13 protein-coding genes are annotated in these 16,845 nt (G+C 47.7%); 5 read left to right on the top strand and 8 right to left on the bottom strand.

The annotated features are described in order from the left end of the window. Nucleotides 1–8: 8 nt before the first annotated feature. The 6 genes from add to glnA form a co-directional block, all read right to left on the bottom strand. Complete coding sequence (gene add, locus ACF8OV_RS10425; RefSeq protein WP_015296070.1) at nucleotides 9–1,013, bottom strand: adenosine deaminase; 1,005 nt, start codon at nucleotides 1,011–1,013, stop codon at nucleotides 9–11. 147 nt (nucleotides 1,014–1,160) lie between these two features. Continuing rightward, a complete protein-coding gene (locus ACF8OV_RS10420) occupies nucleotides 1,161–3,707 on the bottom strand; it encodes an EAL domain-containing protein (protein WP_020904381.1) in 2,547 nt (848 codons plus the stop codon). Nucleotides 3,708–3,808: 101 nt separating this feature from the next. Next, nucleotides 3,809–5,212 (bottom strand): nitrogen regulation protein NR(I), encoded by a 1,404-nt coding sequence (gene glnG / locus ACF8OV_RS10415; RefSeq protein WP_005456831.1) that lies wholly within the window; start codon nucleotides 5,210–5,212, stop codon nucleotides 3,809–3,811. Between the two features lie 58 nt (nucleotides 5,213–5,270). Further along, on the bottom strand, nucleotides 5,271–6,350 hold the full coding sequence (gene glnL / locus ACF8OV_RS10410) for a nitrogen regulation protein NR(II) (RefSeq protein WP_031776386.1): 1,080 nt from the start codon (nucleotides 6,348–6,350) through the stop codon (nucleotides 5,271–5,273). 98 nt (nucleotides 6,351–6,448) lie between these two features. After that, nucleotides 6,449–7,030, bottom strand: coding sequence for a DUF4124 domain-containing protein (locus ACF8OV_RS10405; protein WP_005456803.1), 582 nt, complete (start codon nucleotides 7,028–7,030; stop codon nucleotides 6,449–6,451). 198 nt (nucleotides 7,031–7,228) lie between these two features. Continuing rightward, nucleotides 7,229–8,638, bottom strand: a complete 1,410-nt coding sequence (gene glnA, locus ACF8OV_RS10400) for a glutamate--ammonia ligase (RefSeq protein ID WP_005456818.1) — start codon at nucleotides 8,636–8,638, stop codon at nucleotides 7,229–7,231. A gap of 529 nt (nucleotides 8,639–9,167) precedes the next feature. On the opposite strand from glnA, the gene typA reads away from it, so the two are divergent. Beyond that, nucleotides 9,168–10,997 (top strand): translational GTPase TypA, encoded by a 1,830-nt coding sequence (gene typA / locus ACF8OV_RS10395; RefSeq protein ID WP_005456840.1) that lies wholly within the window; start codon nucleotides 9,168–9,170, stop codon nucleotides 10,995–10,997. Between the two features lie 72 nt (nucleotides 10,998–11,069). Beyond that, nucleotides 11,070–11,612 carry an AAA family ATPase gene (locus ACF8OV_RS10390; protein WP_140253958.1) on the top strand — a complete coding sequence of 181 codons (543 nt, stop codon included), beginning with the start codon at nucleotides 11,070–11,072 and terminating at the stop codon, nucleotides 11,610–11,612. A 31-nt stretch (nucleotides 11,613–11,643) separates the two neighbouring features. Here ACF8OV_RS10390 and ACF8OV_RS10385 read toward each other — a convergent pair whose 3' ends face one another. Continuing rightward, nucleotides 11,644–12,285, bottom strand: a complete 642-nt coding sequence (locus tag ACF8OV_RS10385) for a DUF2959 domain-containing protein (protein ID WP_005456820.1) — start codon at nucleotides 12,283–12,285, stop codon at nucleotides 11,644–11,646. 34 nt (nucleotides 12,286–12,319) lie between these two features. Here ACF8OV_RS10385 and ACF8OV_RS10380 point away from each other — a divergent pair, with 34 nt between their 5' ends. The 3 genes from ACF8OV_RS10380 (at nucleotide 12,320) to ACF8OV_RS10370 (ending at nucleotide 14,696) form a co-directional block, all read left to right on the top strand. Next, the gene (locus tag ACF8OV_RS10380; RefSeq protein ID WP_005456793.1) at nucleotides 12,320–13,264 is read left to right on the top strand and encodes a virulence factor BrkB family protein; all 945 of its coding nucleotides are present in this window, start codon (nucleotides 12,320–12,322) and stop codon (nucleotides 13,262–13,264) included. After that, nucleotides 13,236–13,670 (top strand): D-aminoacyl-tRNA deacylase, encoded by a 435-nt coding sequence (dtd, locus tag ACF8OV_RS10375; RefSeq protein ID WP_005478645.1) that lies wholly within the window; start codon nucleotides 13,236–13,238, stop codon nucleotides 13,668–13,670. The genes ACF8OV_RS10380 and dtd overlap by 29 nt, the downstream gene beginning before the upstream one ends. 108 nt (nucleotides 13,671–13,778) lie before the next feature. Then, on the top strand, nucleotides 13,779–14,696 hold the full coding sequence (locus ACF8OV_RS10370; RefSeq protein ID WP_276397584.1) for a bifunctional GNAT family N-acetyltransferase/hotdog fold thioesterase: 918 nt from the start codon (nucleotides 13,779–13,781) through the stop codon (nucleotides 14,694–14,696). On the opposite strand, the gene ACF8OV_RS10365 is transcribed toward ACF8OV_RS10370, so the two are convergent. Continuing rightward, nucleotides 14,682–16,736 (bottom strand): AsmA family protein, encoded by a 2,055-nt coding sequence (locus ACF8OV_RS10365; protein ID WP_276397585.1) that lies wholly within the window; start codon nucleotides 16,734–16,736, stop codon nucleotides 14,682–14,684. The two genes, ACF8OV_RS10370 and ACF8OV_RS10365, sit on opposite strands and share 15 nt — an antisense overlap. Nucleotides 16,737–16,845 lie beyond the last annotated feature (109 nt).

Here is a 16,845-nt window from a genome sequence, read left to right as displayed (position 1 = left end):
TGCGCTGATTAAACGCGATCTTTAACTTTTTCTTTCAGTTCTGCTTTTTCTGCATCAGAAATGAAAGCAAGCTCAAGGCCATTGATTTGCGCTTGGCGAATCTGCTCTTGGCTCAGGCCGGCTGCTGGCGCCGCCACTTCGTATTCGTAAGGTAGCTCAATACCTTCTACCGCAGGATCATCCGTATTTAGACACGCAAGAACACCGTGGTCTAGGAACTGTTTCAGTGGGTGATTTGCTAGAGAATCGACCGTACTGGTTTGGAAGTTCGACGTCAGGCACGATTCGATACCGATACGGTTTTCCGCTAGGTAATCCATCAGTTTTGGATCGTGAATCGCTTTCACACCGTGGCCGATACGCGTTGCACCAAGCTCTTGAATGGCTTGCCACATGCTTTCAGCGCCCGCCGCTTCACCAGCGTGAACTGTCACGTTTAGGCCTGCATCACGTACTTGTTTGAAGTGAGAGACAAAGCGATCGCCCGGTTGGCCAAGCTCATCACCTGCAAGGTCTACTGCTACGATGTGGTCTTTCTGGCTTAGAATGGCATCCAGTTCTTGCTGACATGCATCTGTGCCAAATGTGCGGCTCATGATACCGATAAGGTTCGCTTTGATGCCAAAGTCTCGCATGCCTGCTTGTACACCATCGACAACCGCTTCAACCACGCCAGCGACTGGCAGTTTGTGTTTCATCGCCATGTAGTATGGTGAGAAACGCAGTTCGGCGTAATCAATTTGTGCGTTTAGCGCATCTTCAACGTTTTCATAAGCAACGCGACGACAAGCGTCAAGATCGCCCAGTACTGCTACGCCCCAGTCAAGCTTAGAAAGGAAAGCAACAAGAGATGGTTCCGCTTCGACAATTTGAACGTGTGGAGTGAGAGACTCAATATCGTACGCTGGCAGAGCAATACCAAATTTTTGGCCAAGCTCAAGGATAGTCTTAGTACGAATGTTACCGTCAAGGTGGCGGTGCAAATCAGTTAGAGGAAGATTCTTAGTTATCATTATGTCGATCCGGATAGTTATGAACTGGAACAGGGCCCAAACATTATCTGTGACAATACATGGGTAAGATTTGCAGTTAAGTATAAATAACAGTTAGGTAGATTGTCAGTAGAGGATGACTAGGAATTCAACGATTCTCGCTCTTTTCTACTTCATGTTAACCAAATGTGTTGGCCATTCATCCAGAGGAATTGGGCGACTGTAATAGAAACCTTGGACTTGATGGCAGCCCAGCGAGCGCAACAGTTGCGCTTGCGTGCTGTCTTCTACACCTTCTGCCACGACATTGGTTTTTAATCCTGCGGTGATATTGATCACTGCGGCTACTACTGAGCTGTCGAGGTTCTCTTTGGTGAGCTGATTGATGAACGTGCGATCGATCTTCAAGCAAGTGAACGGCAGTGAATGCAGATAACCAAGAGAAGAGTAACCCGTACCAAAATCATCAATGGCAATGCCAATGCCCATATCACGCAACTTCGTCATGTTTTCCAGAGTCGTTGGTGCGCTATCAATAATGCGCGACTCGGTGATCTCTAATGTGAGGTTTTTGGCGGGCAGCTTGGTGACATCCAGCACTCGTGTCACGGTGTCGACAAACGCCGGACAGGAGAGCTGATTGACCGAAATGTTCACGTGCAATTGGAAGTCTGACGGCCACTGTTTGTTCTCGATGGCTTTGTATGTGTCTCGGCACGCTTGCAGCAAGATTTGTTGGCCAATGGCTTTGATCATGCCGCTTTCCTCTGCGATTGGGATGAAATCTAATGGTGAGATCATACCGCTTTCGCTATTCCAGCGAGCTAGGGCTTCGGCGCCACATACGTTACCACTCGCGAGATCGATGATCGGCTGATAATGAGGCACAAATTCGCGCTTGTCGATGCCCGTTTGCATCTTCGTGAGCAGCTGAGTACGAAACTTCGATGCGCTCGCTAGTTCTGGGCTGTAGTAACAAATGCCCGTCAGTGGATCTTGCTTCGCGTAGCTCAGAGCAATGCTGGCATTGCGTAGCCAAAGCGGCATGTTCTCACCATGCTTGGTTTGCACAATCCCTAGTGAGATCTTCATCACCACGCTTTCACCTTCAACCATAAATGGTGCTGCGAACAGTTGTTGTAGGCGACGTTCTGTTAAACGGATGTCTTCGTCTTTATCCATATCTGGCATAAACAGAGCGAACTCATCGCCACCAATTCGGGCCAGCATGGTGTTGTCTGGGAATTGTTGCTTCAGCCTTTCTGCGATGCTAACCAACAGCTGATCACCATTGTGGTGTCCCACGCTGTCGTTGATATCTCTAAATTTGTTGATCCCCAATAAGAACAAACTACCGTGACACAAATTGGGTTTGTTTTCGCAGATTTCGATTAATCCTTGGCGGCTGTAGAGTCGAGTTAATGAGTCATACACTAGCTGATCGCGCAGCGCCTTAAATGAGGCTTTGAGGTTGCTGGCCATTTCATTAAAGGCTTTTGCAAGCACGGTCGTTTCGTACACACGGCCAGGTTGGGGCATTGAGCTATCCCAATCGCCATTTGCTAGGTGTTGAGCCGCATCGGCAGTAGCGTTGATTGGTCGAGTCACGCGTTCGAATATGACCCAACTAAAGCCGATACCAAACAAGCTGACGACGATACCAACAATCCAGCTTTTCTCTTGGCTTTTCGGTAAGAGGCCAAGCAAATCAGATTCCGAGATAGAAGTGCCGATGAACCAAGTTAGACCGTTTGGATCGTAGTAGGGCGTGATGCGGCTAAAAATACGTTGGCCGCTGTGGTCAAACTCAAACGTGTACGGTTGGTCTGTATGGTACAAGTCAAAACCACGCACGCGGGAGGCGCTGATTTTGATGATCGGGTCTGCGCTTTCAGAGGCGAACAAGCGTTGGCCTTTATCCGAAAACTTTGTGCCCCAAGACACCACGCTGCCTGGGCCAGAATGTGCCACTAATCGGTGTTCTTGGTCCATGATAAAGACCGATGCTTTGGTGTTCTTCTTGATGACGCGTAGAAACTCGTTGAAGGTATTGATACGAATATCCGTCACCAATACGCCCGCAAATTCTTGGTGTTCGTACACCGGTGTCATAGCAGATAAGGTGATGTCTTGGCGCTCATCCGCATTGGTGTAGATTTTTGACCACATCGGTTTTTCGTCTTTGGCGACAGGTTGATACCAAGGACGAGTTCTTGGATCGTAAGGCGTGATGACAGTACGAATATCGTTACTGACATGATCTGTGCCGTAGATGATTAACTTACCATCGGTGTATTTATCTTGAACCATCAAGGTGTAATCGTCGGAGATCTCGCGACGAAAACCCGCGAAATCGCCAGTTTCCGAACCAAAAGCGATCACATCCAGCTGCGGAATAGAACGGTATAGGTTTTGAAACGCGCTCAATAAGTAGGCTTGGACATCTCGCGTATCATGGGGATGGTACAGGTTGTGATAACTCACGTTGTGAGCAAGCGTCATCACCGCCGTAAACGGTTTTCGCAGATAACTATTGAGGTGGTCGTAGACACTTTCGGTCAACACCGACAGCTGTTTATCGCTGATGTCGGTCACCACCTCTTCATAGCTTTGTTTTTGGACGTAGACAATCACACCGATAGCCAGTAAGAAAATCATCACAAAAGGGATGAGTACAGCGGTACGTAGTGTAATTTGAGTCTTTGCAGTAGACATTGCCTAGTCACATTAGGGATGGTTCACCTTAATTGTACTGACATTTCTGTTAATATCGAGCGATAAGCACTCTCATTGTTAACTCACTGCTTAAGTGACGGTCAGTACAACTCTTTTAACTTTCTGGTTAGCGTATTGCGTCCCCAGCCTAATACTTTAGCGGCATCTTGCTTGTGACCTTTAGTGTGCTCCAATGCAGCTTCTAATAAAATGCGCTCAAATTCTGGTAATGCGAAAGAAAGTAGTTCTTTATCCCCCGCAGCGAGCGATTGACGTGCCCAGTCCGCCAATTGTTCTTGCCAGCTACCTTTGGTTGAATCCGAAACGGTCTTCTTCTCTTCCAAAAGCTCTGAAGGCAAATCGTTCGGTAATACTTCACTGCCACTCGCCATCACGGTTAACCAGCGACAAATGTTTTCTAGCTGACGTACGTTGCCCGGCCAATTGAGTCGATTGAGAATTTCGACTGTCGACGGGTGCAAGGTTTTGGTTTCCACTCCAAGCTCATCTGCGGCGCGTACCAGAAAGTGTTGTGTGAGCTTTTCAATGTCTTGTTTGCGTTCACGAAGCGCAGGAATTTGTACGCGAATGACGTTCAAGCGGTGGAACAAGTCTTCACGAAAATCGCCTTGGTGTACCAGCTTTTCGAGGTTTTGGTGCGTGGCGGCGACAATACGTACATCGACACGAATCGGAGAGTGACCACCAACACGGTAGAACTGGCCATCCGCCAACACGCGCAGCAAACGAGTTTGGATATCCAGCGGCATGTCCCCGATTTCGTCCAAAAAGAGCGTGCCTCCGTTGGCTTGCTCGAAGCGGCCTTGACGAACACTGTTCGCGCCCGTAAATGCGCCTTTTTCGTGACCGAACAACTCAGACTCAATCAAGTCTTTTGGAATCGCGGCCATATTGAGAGCGATAAAAGGTTTGTTGGCGCGAGGGCTATGGCGGTGAAGGGCATGAGCAACCAGCTCTTTACCCGTACCGGACTCCCCGTTGATCAGAACGGAAATCGACGAGCGAGAAAGGCGGCCAATAGCGCGGAACACTTCCTGCATTGCTGGCGCTTCACCGATGATCTCTGGGGTGTCGGCTGGGGCATCTTCTGAAGACAATTGCTCGCGTTTGTTTTCATGGCTGTGGGCAATCGCACGTTCGACCAGCGTTAAGGTTTCATCGATATCAAACGGTTTTGGCAGGTACTCGAACGCGCCTTTTTGATAGGCGTTAACGGCGGCATCTAAGTCGGAATGCGCGGTCATGATGATCACGGGCAAATCAGGGTAATCACGTTGCACTTGCTTGAGCAGTTCTAATCCGTCGATACCGGGCATGCGAATATCAGACACCAGTACGTCTGGCACTTCGCGCTCAAGCGCCATCAAAACGCTTTCCCCGTCAGCGTAGGTTTCGCACTTTATGTTGGCTGAAGAGAGGGTTTTTTCCATCACCCAGCGAATTGAACTGTCGTCATCGACGACCCAAACATATCCTTTACTCATGTACTAATCCTTGCAGCAAAAACCGTAAATTGGCGCTCAACGAAATCCATTCGTGAGGTCAAATCGGCAAATAAATTGTAAAAGTGGTGTGGCCAGGCCAGCTTTCAACGTCGATTTTTCCGTTGTGCTGGTCGATCAAATTTTGTGAGATGGACAACCCGAGTCCGGTGCCGCCTTCGCGCCCGCTGACCATGGGATAAAACAAGGTGTCCTGTAATTCAGGTGGAATGCCCGGCCCGTTATCGGTGATCTCGACGCGCGCCGCTAATTTGCAGCGTTTGCCATGAATGTTGGCTTGATGCACCGTTCTGGTGCGAATGGTGATGTTGCCGTGCTCTTGATGAGCAAGAATTTGTGCCGCGTTGCTGACGATGTTCAGCATCGCTTGTTCTATTTGATCCGCATCCATCAAAATCTCAGGCAAGCTCGGGTCGTAGTCGCGTTCGATGATGATAGAGTTTTGAGATTCTAACTCGACCAGTTGGCGTACTTTCTCCAGAATTTGGTGCAGATTTTCTTGTGTCTTTTTGCCCGGTTTCTGTGGGCCAAGTAGGCGGTCGACTAATGCTCTTAGCCGATCGGCTTGTTCGATAATGATGTGGGTGTATTCGGTTAACGATGGATCGGGCAACATTTTTTCCAGCAGCTGCGCCGCACCGCGTAATCCGCCAAGTGGATTTTTGATCTCATGAGCTAAACCGCGCACGAGCAGTTTGGCGGCTTGTTGCTGTGCGTGTTGGTTGAGCTCTTGAGTGAGGCGTCGTTGTTGATCTATCTTGCGCATTTCAACCAACAGCATGAGCTGTCGTTGCCAAGTGATTGGGCTTACCGTGACTTCCAGCATTAGCGGACGACCATCGACGACAAACGTCACGTCACTGTCGGTAATGCTTTGGCCACTTTGCAATGGCTGAGTCAGTAAGGCCAAGTCCAACGATGCATGCTGAATCAGTTGAGAAAGCGATTGTTCGACAATGCGCTTAGCGCTTTGCGAAAACAACAGCTCAGCGGCTGGATTGGCATAGCGGATGGCCAATCCATCATCAAGAATCAGCGTTGCTGTGACCATGTTGTTGAGTATGGCACTAGGGAGACTGGTATCCACATTACGTCCTTGTTTGCGTTGAGATTGTGCAATGCACAATAATGGTGCAATAGAACGTTAAGTATGGCGAAGAAAGCTCAGAAGAAAAAGTAAAAAGCCTCATTGTGATGCGACTTTTTTACTCCGATTTTCTATTTTGCCCCTTTTACGGTCGGCTTAACGCTTGCTCTATGTAAATGCACCGTTATAGGGCTAGTAGATGCAATAAGCTTGCCGCTTCGTTTAGCATGAACCGCGATAGTATGTGTGCCGCGATCGATGTTGTTTAATTGCCAAGTGAGCTGCGTTTGAGGTGCGCCATAAGGTTTCCCATCGAAGAACAGTTGCAGTTGTTCACCAATGCCAAGCTTACGATTGGCTTCCAGTTGGATATTGATCAAGCCACGATTACTACGAATGGTTTCATTGTGTTGAGGTGTGAGCATCGCCAGCTGCAAAGGTTGAGGCTTATCCGTTTTCTTTTCTGGCTCTTCTTCTGGCTCGGGGGCTGCTTTGGCTTGTGGCGCAAGTGATTCCGTGCTCTCGACTTCTGGTGCTGGTGCACTGGCTTCAAGATTGGGCAATGCGATGGTCTTCGCACCTTGGTTTGGGGTGTCACTGAAGTGCACTACGCCGTTTTCGTCTACCCAAGTATAAGCGACCTGAGCCGAGGCTACAGAGGCCAGTAGCGTGCCGCTGAGTATACATAGCGATGGAATAAGCTGAACTTTCATGGCTCACCTTCTTTTGATCGATGATTTCACGTTTCAATGGCTTAGGCCTTTGACCTACAAGGTAAAAATAGCCCAAGCGTATTTTTATTATCCCCTCATGTTAAACGGCGAATCTTGACTGACGAATACAAAAAAGGCCCGCCTGCGAGGCGAGCCTAATATTTTGTTACTGTGTTTACATTTTACACAGTTTGAACCTTATACAGAGTAGTAAAGTTCGAACTCAAGTGGGTGAGTTGCCATGTTGATGCGCTCAACGTCTTTTGACTTAAGTGCGATGTAAGAATCGATAAAGTCGTCAGAGAATACGCCGCCCGCTGTTAAGAACTCACGGTCTTCGTTTAGTGCATTTAGAGCAACTTCTAGAGACTCAGCCACTTTAGGAATCTCAGCTGCTTCTTCTGCTGGTAGATCGTAAAGGTCTTTGTCCATCGCTTCGCCTGGGTGGATCTTGTTCTTGATACCGTCAAGACCAGCCATCAGTAGACAAGCAAACGCTAGGTATGGGTTTGCTGCTGGATCTGGGAAGCGAGCTTCGATACGACGTGCTTTCGGGCTTGGTACCACTGGGATACGGATAGAAGCTGAACGGTTACGTGCAGAGTAAGCAAGCATAACTGGTGCTTCAAATCCAGGTACAAGACGCTTGTACGAGTTTGTTGAAGGGTTAGCAAACGCGTTGATTGCGCGAGCGTGTTTGATGATACCGCCGATGTAGTAAAGCGCTGTTTCAGATAGACCGCCGTACTTGTCGCCAGCAAACAGGTTAACGCCGTCTTTTGCTAGAGATTGGTGAACGTGCATGCCAGAGCCGTTGTCGCCAACGAGTGGTTTAGGCATGAATGTCGCTGTTTTACCAAATGCGTGAGCAACGTTATGTACTACGTATTTGTAAATTTGGATTTCGTCAGCTTTCGTTGTTAGCGTATTAAAACGAGTTGCGATTTCGTTTTGACCCGCAGTCGCCACTTCGTGGTGGTGCGCTTCAACAACTAGGCCCATTTCTTCCATGATTAGACACATTGCAGAGCGGATGTCTTGAGAAGAGTCAACAGGAGCTACTGGGAAGTAACCGCCTTTAACGCCTGGACGGTGGCCTTTGTTACCGCCTTCGATGTCGCTGCCTGTGTTCCATGCTGCTTCGATGTCGTCAATCTTGAAGAAAGAACCTGACATGTCGTTAGAGAACTTCACGTCATCGAATAGGAAGAATTCTGGCTCAGGACCAACAAGCACTGTATCTGCGATACCAGTAGAGCGCATGTAGTCTTCAGCACGTTTTGCGATAGAGCGTGGGTCACGGTCGTAACCTTGCATTGTTGCAGGTTCTAGGATGTCACAACGGATGTTTAGCGTTGCATCTTCCGTGAATGGGTCAAGCACAGCTGAAGATGCGTCTGGCATCATTACCATGTCTGACTCGTTGATGCCTTTCCAGCCAGCAACTGATGAACCATCGAACATTTTACCTTCTTCGAAGAAGTCTGCATCGATTTGGTGAGCAGGAATCGAAATGTGCTGCTCTTTACCTTTTGTATCAGTGAAGCGTAGGTCAACAAACTTTACTTCGTTTTCTTGGATCAGCGATAGAACGTTTTCTACTGACATCTTGGATAACCTCCAGTGTTAATAAGCGGTAAAAGCTCGACTTATGAAATATTCATGAACCCGGCATTGATTAATCTTTTTGACTTTTCATTAATCGATGCTGTGTTTACTAAAGCCAAAACCGTGCCAAAAAAAATATTCCATTAATTTCAATGAATTGTGTTTTTAGATGCTAGTTTGGTGCAAATGATTGCACCAAAATGATCTACGTCTGCACTAAAGTGGTGCGAATTAAGATTGTTGCACCACAATGTGACAGCAGCATTGCTTATTCAGCCCAGTTTTTGAGCAAGAGTCAATTTGTATTGTGCAACGATTAGAATAAAGTTGTGTTTTATCAATTCGTTCAGCGGAAGAAAGTGGGCATTAAGCGTAAAATTCACAGAAATGCTCGGGAGTAGATCACATATTTCTAGGCTTTTTGCTAAAATCTGGTACATTATGGCCGTTTTTTTAATCAGCAAATGTCACCAGAGAGCACCCGTTCTCAGCGTGGGGGCATTTCATCTATCTAAGTGAATCAATATCCATGGCTACTCCACAGATTGATAAATTAAGAAATATCGCGATTATCGCGCACGTTGACCACGGTAAAACAACGTTGGTTGACAAGCTGCTACAACAATCAGGCACGCTAGAGTCTCGCGGTGAAGCTGAAGAGCGAGTCATGGACTCGAACGACATCGAGAAAGAGCGCGGTATTACAATCCTTGCTAAAAACACAGCAATTAACTGGAACGATTACCGTATCAACATCGTAGATACTCCGGGACACGCGGACTTCGGTGGTGAAGTAGAACGTATCATGTCGATGGTAGACTCTGTACTACTTATCGTTGACGCGGTTGACGGCCCAATGCCACAAACGCGTTTCGTAACGCAAAAAGCATTTGCGCACGGTCTTAAGCCAATCGTTGTAATCAACAAGATTGACCGCCCAGGCGCTCGTCCTGATTGGGTTATGGACCAAGTGTTCGACCTATTCGACAACCTAGGTGCAACTGATGACCAGCTAGACTTTAAAGTGGTTTACGCATCAGCACTTAACGGTTGGGCTTCTCTAGAAGAAGGCGAAACTGGCGAGAACATGGAACCACTATTCCAAACTATCGTTGACGTTGTTGACGCACCAAATGTTGACCTTGATGGTCCACTACAGATGCAAGTTTCTCAGCTAGACTACAGCTCTTACGTTGGTGTTATCGGTGTTGCTCGTGTAACTCGTGGTAGCGTTAAAGCAAACCAACAAGTAACCATCATTGGTGCTGACGGTAAAACTCGTAACGGTAAAGTTGGCACAGTAATGGGCTACCTAGGCCTAGAGCGTCACGAAGTTGAGCAAGCTAACGCAGGTGATATCATTGCGATCACTGGTCTTGGCGAGCTAAAAATCTCTGACACTATCTGTGCACAAAACGCAGTAGAAGCACTACCTGCACTGTCTGTTGATGAACCAACAGTAACGATGACGTTCCAAGTAAACACGTCTCCATTCGCTGGTAAAGAAGGTAAGTTTGTAACTTCACGTAACATCCTTGAGCGTCTAGAGAAAGAACTGGTACACAACGTTGCACTACGCGTTGAGCAAACAGACGATCCAGACAAATTCCGCGTTTCAGGCCGTGGTGAACTTCACCTATCTATCCTGATCGAAAACATGCGTCGTGAAGGCTTCGAGCTTGCAGTATCTCGTCCAGAAGTAATCATCAAAGAAGAAGATGGTCAGCTAATGGAACCGTTCGAAACCGTAACTATCGACGTTATGGAAGAGCACCAAGGCGGTATCATGGAGAACATCGGCCTACGTAAAGGTGAGCTAAAAGATATGGCTCCAGACGGCAAAGGCCGTGTACGTATGGACTTCATCATGCCATCTCGTGGTCTGATCGGTTTCCAAACGGAATTCATGACACTAACTTCTGGTTCTGGTCTTCTTTACCATACGTTCGATCATTACGGCCCTCACAAAGGCGGTAACATCGGTCAACGTGTTAACGGTGTACTTATCGCGAACGCAGCTGGTAAAGCACTAACGAACGCATTGTTCAACCTTCAAGAGCGTGGTCGTCTATTCATCGGTCACGGTGTAGAAGTTTACGAAGGCATGGTTATCGGTATTCACAGCCGCGACAATGACCTAACAGTAAACGCACTGAAAGGTAAGCAGCTAACCAACGTTCGTGCATCTGGTACAGATGACGCACAGGTTCTTACTCCGCCAATCGTTATGACTCTAGAACAAGCTCTAGAATTCATCGATGACGACGAACTAGTAGAAGTAACACCTGAAAGCATCCGTATCCGTAAGAAATTCCTAACGGAAAGCGACCGTAAGCGTGCTTCACGTTCAGCAAAATAATTTGCTGTAGCGGATTAGCTTAAATACAAGCCCCGAGTTAAGCTCGGGGCTTGTTGTTTTTAGGGAGATAACATGAAGCCGATTGTGATTACCGGTGGTCCCGGAGCGGGCAAAACAACGTTACTCAACGCATTAGGTAAACAAGGCTACGCCACGTTTGCTGAAGGCTCACGCTCGTTGATAGAGCAGCAAAGCGAATTGGACAATGGCATTTTGCCGTGGACCAACCTGCCTGAGTTTGCCAAATTGTGTCTTAACCTAATGAGTGAGCAAAAGCGTGAAGCGTTGAATACTAACGTGGCTTTTGTTGATCGCGCGATTCCAGATATTGTTGCTTATCTGCAAGTCGGTGGTTGTCACGTTGACCAAGCTTTCTTAACTGAAAGTGCAGGGTACCATAGTCAGGTGCTTACTTGTCGACCTGAAGCATCTATTTACGTACAAGATGAAGTGCGTCCGCACAGCTTTGAAGAAGCGCTGAAAATCCATCAAACCCTAATCAATACTTATGTTGAGCTCGGATATCAAGTGGTGGAAGTGCCATGGGGCAGTGTCGAAGATCGCGTGGGCTTTGTTCGAAGAGTAATAGGCTTAGTCGGCGAGGTAGCAGACTAAAACCTCCTCGCGAGGAGGAGGCCTGAATGATTTACTTTTGATTAAGCTTTTGCAGGAACTTATCCGATTCAGCGATCGCTTCGTTCATTTGTTTGATGGCAAATTGAATGTCTTTCTCTAAGCTAGAGAACTCGCCTTGCAAAGAACCAATCGCACTCGCGTTGAGGTTGTGTTTTAGGTACAGCGTATTATCACGCAGTGTGTTCAGCACTGGCGTCATCTTTTTCTCTGCGCGCTTCATTGCGCTGAGCATGGTTTTGTAAGAGGCTTTGGTTTCACGCAGTTTTTGTTCGCTTGAGCGGCGCAGTTTCGCACTGGTGTACAAGTCTAGCTCGCCTTGCCATTCTTCAAACAGTGCATCAGAGACATCTTCGATTGCAGCAATACGGTCACGCACATCTTGAGCGGCTTTTTCGCTGTCTTCGTATTTGTCATTGATGTTGTTGTAAACGCTTTCTAATTCACCACCGTCAAAATTGGTTAGTGCTGATAAGGCTTCAAGTGCGCTAGTGAATTCTTCTTGTGCTTCCTGTTGTGATTCTTTGGCATCTTCCACTCGGTCAACCATAATATCTCGTTTATGGTAGCCCACTTGCTCCATCGCAGAGTAATACGCAGATTGACACCCTGTTAAAGTGAAAATTGATAGTACAATTGCTAATAAATAAGGCATTCTTATGTCCTCGACGCTAATTATGGGATGAACTATGAACCAGTTATCAGAGAGTTACAAGGCGAGATTGAGCAATCTATTGCCAAGTTGCGTCGCGTTTTTTAAGTATCTTCTTAAGCGTTTGACGCATGATCGCGTTAATGTAAATGCTGGCTACCTTGCCTATATCACCTTGCTATCCATCGTGCCAATGTTAACGGTACTGTTATCAATATTGTCAAAGTTCCCTGTTTTCGCGAACGTTGGCGAAGTGCTGCAAGGCTACATCATCGAAAACTTTGTACCGGCATCTGGTGAGGCGGTGCACACTGCACTGCAAGAGTTTGTGGCGAACACTGGCAAAATGAGTGCCGTCGGTGGTGGCTTCTTGTTTATTGCTGCGCTGATGCTGATCTCCAACATCGATAAAAATCTAAACTACATCTGGCGAGTCAAAGACAAGCGCCGTTTGGTGTTCTCATTTTCGATGTATTGGATGGTATTAACGCTGGGGCCGATTTTAGTCGGCGCGAGTATTGCAGCAACGTCTTATGTCACGTCGTTACAAATCTTAGAAAATGAAACGCTGTCTGGCGCCTTCAATTTGTTCTTACGCTGGTTGCCGCTCTTGCTGTCATTTTTTGCATTTTTAGGTTTGTACATTCTGGTGCCAAACAAAAAAGTGCATTTAGCGCATGGTGCTGTAGGCGCCGCCGTTGCGGCGATACTGTTTGAATTAAGTAAGAAAGGCTTTGCCCTCTATATCACTCAGTTCCCGTCTTACCAGCTGATTTATGGCGCTTTAGCCGCAATTCCTATCTTGTTTGTCTGGGTTTACTTGTGCTGGATGATCGTCTTGCTGGGGGCAGAAGTCACCGCAGCATTGGGTGAGCAAGAGCACTGGAGTGAAGATCTAGACATGATACACTCGTCGGCTGAATCTCAGTTAGCAAATGAAGGAAGCGAGAGTAGTGATAGCGCTAATTCAACGAGTCAGTGAAGCGGCCGTTCGTGTAGACGGTGAAGTGGTTGGAGAAATCGATACAGGTCTTCTTGTCCTACTTGGTGTTGAGAAGGACGACGATGAAGCCAAAGCAAAACGTTTGATGGAACGTGTGACCACCTACCGAGTCTTTGAAGACGACGAAGGAAAAATGAACCTCAACGTCAAACAAGTGAACGGTAAGGTTTTGGTGGTGTCTCAATTTACATTACCGGCAGATACCAAGAAAGGCACACGTGCAGGCTTTTCTCGTGGTGCGCATCCAGCCGACGCTGAACGTCTGTATGACTACTTTTCTGACTTGTGTGAGCAGGAATTGCCAACCGAGCGTGGTCGCTTCGCGGCCGATATGAAAGTGTCATTAATTAATGACGGCCCAGTGACTTTTTGGCTACAGGTCTAATCTGGCGTGGATACACCCATGGTCTAAGCTATATACCCAAGTGATTTGATTTTACTTGGGTATTTTCTCCCCAAGATTCTTACTGATTTGCACTTTCAAAGGATTGATATGTTCAAACTCATAACTCCAACAACCGAAAATCAGCTTAACAAGTACTATCAATTTCGTTGGCAAATGCTTCGAGAGCCATGGCGCATGCCAGTAGGCTCTGAACGTGATGAATATGACGTGGTGAGCCACCACCGCATGATTGTGGATAGCCGTGGTCGTCCAATGGCGATCGGACGTTTGTACATTACTCCGGATAACGATGGCCAAATCCGCTATATGGCGGTGAAAGGCAATCGTCGCAGCAAAGGCATGGGCTCACTGGTGTTGGTCGCGTTGGAATCGCTTGCGCGCCAAGAAGGTGCGAAACGTTTGGTATGTAATGCTCGTGAAGATGCGATTGCGTTTTATGAAAAAAATGGTTTTGAACGTCGTGGTGAGTTGACCGATGAACGCGGTCCGGTCCGTCACCAACAAATGGTGAAGCCGCTTGATCCGATGGCGAATGTGTTACGTCGCCCAGAATGGTGCACGGAATTGCAGCAGCGCTGGGAAGCGCAGATCCCAATTGCGGACAAAATGGGCATCAAAATCAACCAATACACCGGTTATCAGTTCGAATGCAGTGCCCAGCTCAATCCGAATTTGAACCCGCACAATACGATGTTTGCTGGTTCGGCATTTACGTTGGCAACGCTGACGGGATGGGGAATGACGTGGTTACTGCTCAAAGAGCGCGGTTTGCATGGCGATATTGTTCTGGCAGACAGCTCGATTCGTTATCGTCATCCGGTGGATCAAAATCCGGTGGCGAGTACCTCGCTTGATGGTATCAGTGGTGATTTGGATCGCTTGGCGTCAGGGCGCAAGGCGCGCATTGTCATCCATGTGGTGATTTACAGCGGCGATACGCCTGCGGTTGATTTCGTTGGCACGTACATGCTGTTGCCCAACTATTCGCAGCTACTCAGTTGCTAGTTCTTCTTCGGCTACGACCTCGTTCGTAGCCGGCTCTAACTCTTCTGTTATCTCCTCAACCAGCTCTTCTTCCGGTTGCTCTAGATTCGCCTCTGCAATGCCATGAAAGCTCGGCTCCTCCGGCTGAGCATCGTTCGTTGGTACGTTCGGCGTTAAGTGGTCTGGCTGTTGTGGTGAGTCGCAGTCATTACGTGATATTTCACCATCGAGCAGATCGCCTATGATTATGCCGCAGTGATCCTTGAGCTGGAATGTCAAACCGCTGAGTGGGTTGTTGGCCATGTCAAACTCGCCGCCAATCTGACCGGATATGACATTGCCGGAGATGGTTACAGGCTTGAGCGATACTGCGCCCCGCTGCGCGTGCACTCGAATAGGGGAAAACGTGATGCTCTTAAGCGACTTATCGGCTTGTGAACGTAGTGTCGTTTCTCGTAGGTTTGCTTCCACTTGCCCCGTTAAGCTGTACGCCAACATATTGTTGTCACCAGATAGACCTTGCAGGTCGAGGTTGAGGTCAGAAAATCCATCTACCGCGAATACATTTGGCAGGTATGGGTGAAGCAGTTTGAGTGGAATGCCATCCGCACTCAAATTAAGCGCCCAAGGTTGGCTTGCCGTACTTAAATCAAGTTGACCAAAGCCTTCAATGTAACCTTGTTCTAGTGGGGCAAACAGACGAGAGAGTTGCCACAACCCTTGCTCACTTTGTGTCGAAATCGCAGCATGAGAAGACAGAACTTGGTCGTAGCTCGCATTCACGACACTCGCGTCGAGACTGCCATGCCATACGCCCCAAAAACGGTCCTGACGCTTTAACTTTAGCGCTTTTCCTTCGACGTTTAAGCCAGAGAGTTGCCAGAATGGTTCGTGCGCTAATTGGATTATCTGACTACGTTCAATATCAAGTTCTTGGATATCCACTTCTTGTAACGCGCTGGTGGCGGCCTTCCACCAATCCTTGTTGTCATCAGACTGGATAGCCCATTTCAATCCTTGAACAGAAGCCGTGTCGAGTTGCCAGTGCGTCGGTTTGAATTGACCAGAAACCTGTATGCGGCCTTGCTGCCAATCTAGGCTCAGTTCTTGGAGTTGGATATTCTCGGGCGTGAAAATGGCGTTCAAGCGTGGCTCTATTGCGGTTTGCTCTTGGAAACGAACACTGTCAGCTTGTAAAGACACTTTGGCAGTGGCATTCCATAGAGACGCAGGCAGTGAGGCATCTTCAATGGACAGTTCAAGGTTTTGCCAGTGCCATTCCCCCCATTCAATATCGGCGTTAAGCAAGTCGAGGCTATTGATGTGGTTAATGGTGAACGGCAATTCTTGCCACGGTTTAGAGAGTAAAGATTGTCGCTGTGCATTGGTGATTGCCAACTTATCAATCGTGGCATTGACCAAAGACCAGCCTTGCGGATATTGCTCACCTTGCCCTGAGATTTGGCTATTTCGCCATTTAAAAGACGTGCCATAGAGGGTGCTGTTTTGGGCTTGATAATCCACATCAACCAGTACTTTTTGTATCGCCTCACCGTGCCAATACATTTGTTCTGCAGAGGCCTGAATAGCGCCGTAAGGCCATAATTGTTGAGCGTTTAGCCAAGTAGGATCTTGGATTTGGATACTCAATCCAGTTACGGAAAAGCGCGGACCCGCGTAATCAATATTTTTCAGCGCAATCTGGTGGAACTGGATCGACTCTAAGTTAGCCCGTGTCGGTATGCCTTTTTTTAGACTCACCCCATCGATCAGCAAGCTATCGATAATCCATTTTCCATCTCGTCGTATGTCAGGGTTCAGCCATACGTCGACTTGTTCAATATAAGGCAGTTGAGCGTCTTGGGAGCGAACGTTTTGCAGCGAAAGGTGGTAAGGGAAGTCGTAATGAACGCGCTCCGCTTGGATCGGTAAGCCAAGGTAGGGGGAAACCCATTGCCATGTAGAATTGGCGTATGAGGTGGTTAACAGCGCAATAATGGTCGCCGGAAGGGCAATCAATACCACCAGTAAGAGAATTAGAATTCGACGCGCTGTTTTCATCCCTGCCAGAACCTGTAAGTGAAGTGTCGGAAAACTGATGAGGTCAGTTATACAAATAACCCAGTTAGGCTTTAGCTTGTATCAATCTGGTGTGGGATTCAATAAAAAG

It is taken from the genome of Vibrio sp. GLN_1 (assembly GCF_043106015.1).
In the GTDB taxonomy this organism is placed as follows: Bacteria; Pseudomonadota; Gammaproteobacteria; order Enterobacterales; family Vibrionaceae; genus Vibrio; species Vibrio parahaemolyticus.
The sequence above is the reverse complement of the archived record's forward strand: the minus strand, read 5'-3'. Positions and strand labels throughout refer to the sequence as shown.

Excerpts from the sequence above, each read along its gene's own strand:
- add (WP_015296070.1), bottom strand. The coding sequence starts at position 1,013 with ATGATAACTAAGAATCTTCCTCTAACTGATTTGCACCGCCACCTTGAC.
- ACF8OV_RS10385 (WP_005456820.1), bottom strand. The coding sequence starts at position 12,285 with ATGCCTTATTTATTAGCAATTGTACTATCAATTTTCACTTTAACAGGG.
- ACF8OV_RS10370 (WP_276397584.1), top strand. The coding sequence starts at position 13,779 with ATGTTCAAACTCATAACTCCAACAACCGAAAATCAGCTTAACAAGTAC.
- typA (WP_005456840.1), top strand. The coding sequence starts at position 9,168 with ATGGCTACTCCACAGATTGATAAATTAAGAAATATCGCGATTATCGCG.
- ACF8OV_RS10380 (WP_005456793.1), top strand. The coding sequence starts at position 12,320 with ATGAACCAGTTATCAGAGAGTTACAAGGCGAGATTGAGCAATCTATTG.
- ACF8OV_RS10405 (WP_005456803.1), bottom strand. The coding sequence starts at position 7,030 with ATGAAAGTTCAGCTTATTCCATCGCTATGTATACTCAGCGGCACGCTA.
- glnA (WP_005456818.1), bottom strand. The coding sequence starts at position 8,638 with ATGTCAGTAGAAAACGTTCTATCGCTGATCCAAGAAAACGAAGTAAAG.
- glnG (WP_005456831.1), bottom strand. The coding sequence starts at position 5,212 with ATGAGTAAAGGATATGTTTGGGTCGTCGATGACGACAGTTCAATTCGC.
- ACF8OV_RS10390 (WP_140253958.1), top strand. The coding sequence starts at position 11,070 with ATGAAGCCGATTGTGATTACCGGTGGTCCCGGAGCGGGCAAAACAACG.
- ACF8OV_RS10365 (WP_276397585.1), bottom strand. The coding sequence starts at position 16,736 with ATGAAAACAGCGCGTCGAATTCTAATTCTCTTACTGGTGGTATTGATT.
- ACF8OV_RS10420 (WP_020904381.1), bottom strand. The coding sequence starts at position 3,707 with ATGTCTACTGCAAAGACTCAAATTACACTACGTACCGCTGTACTCATC.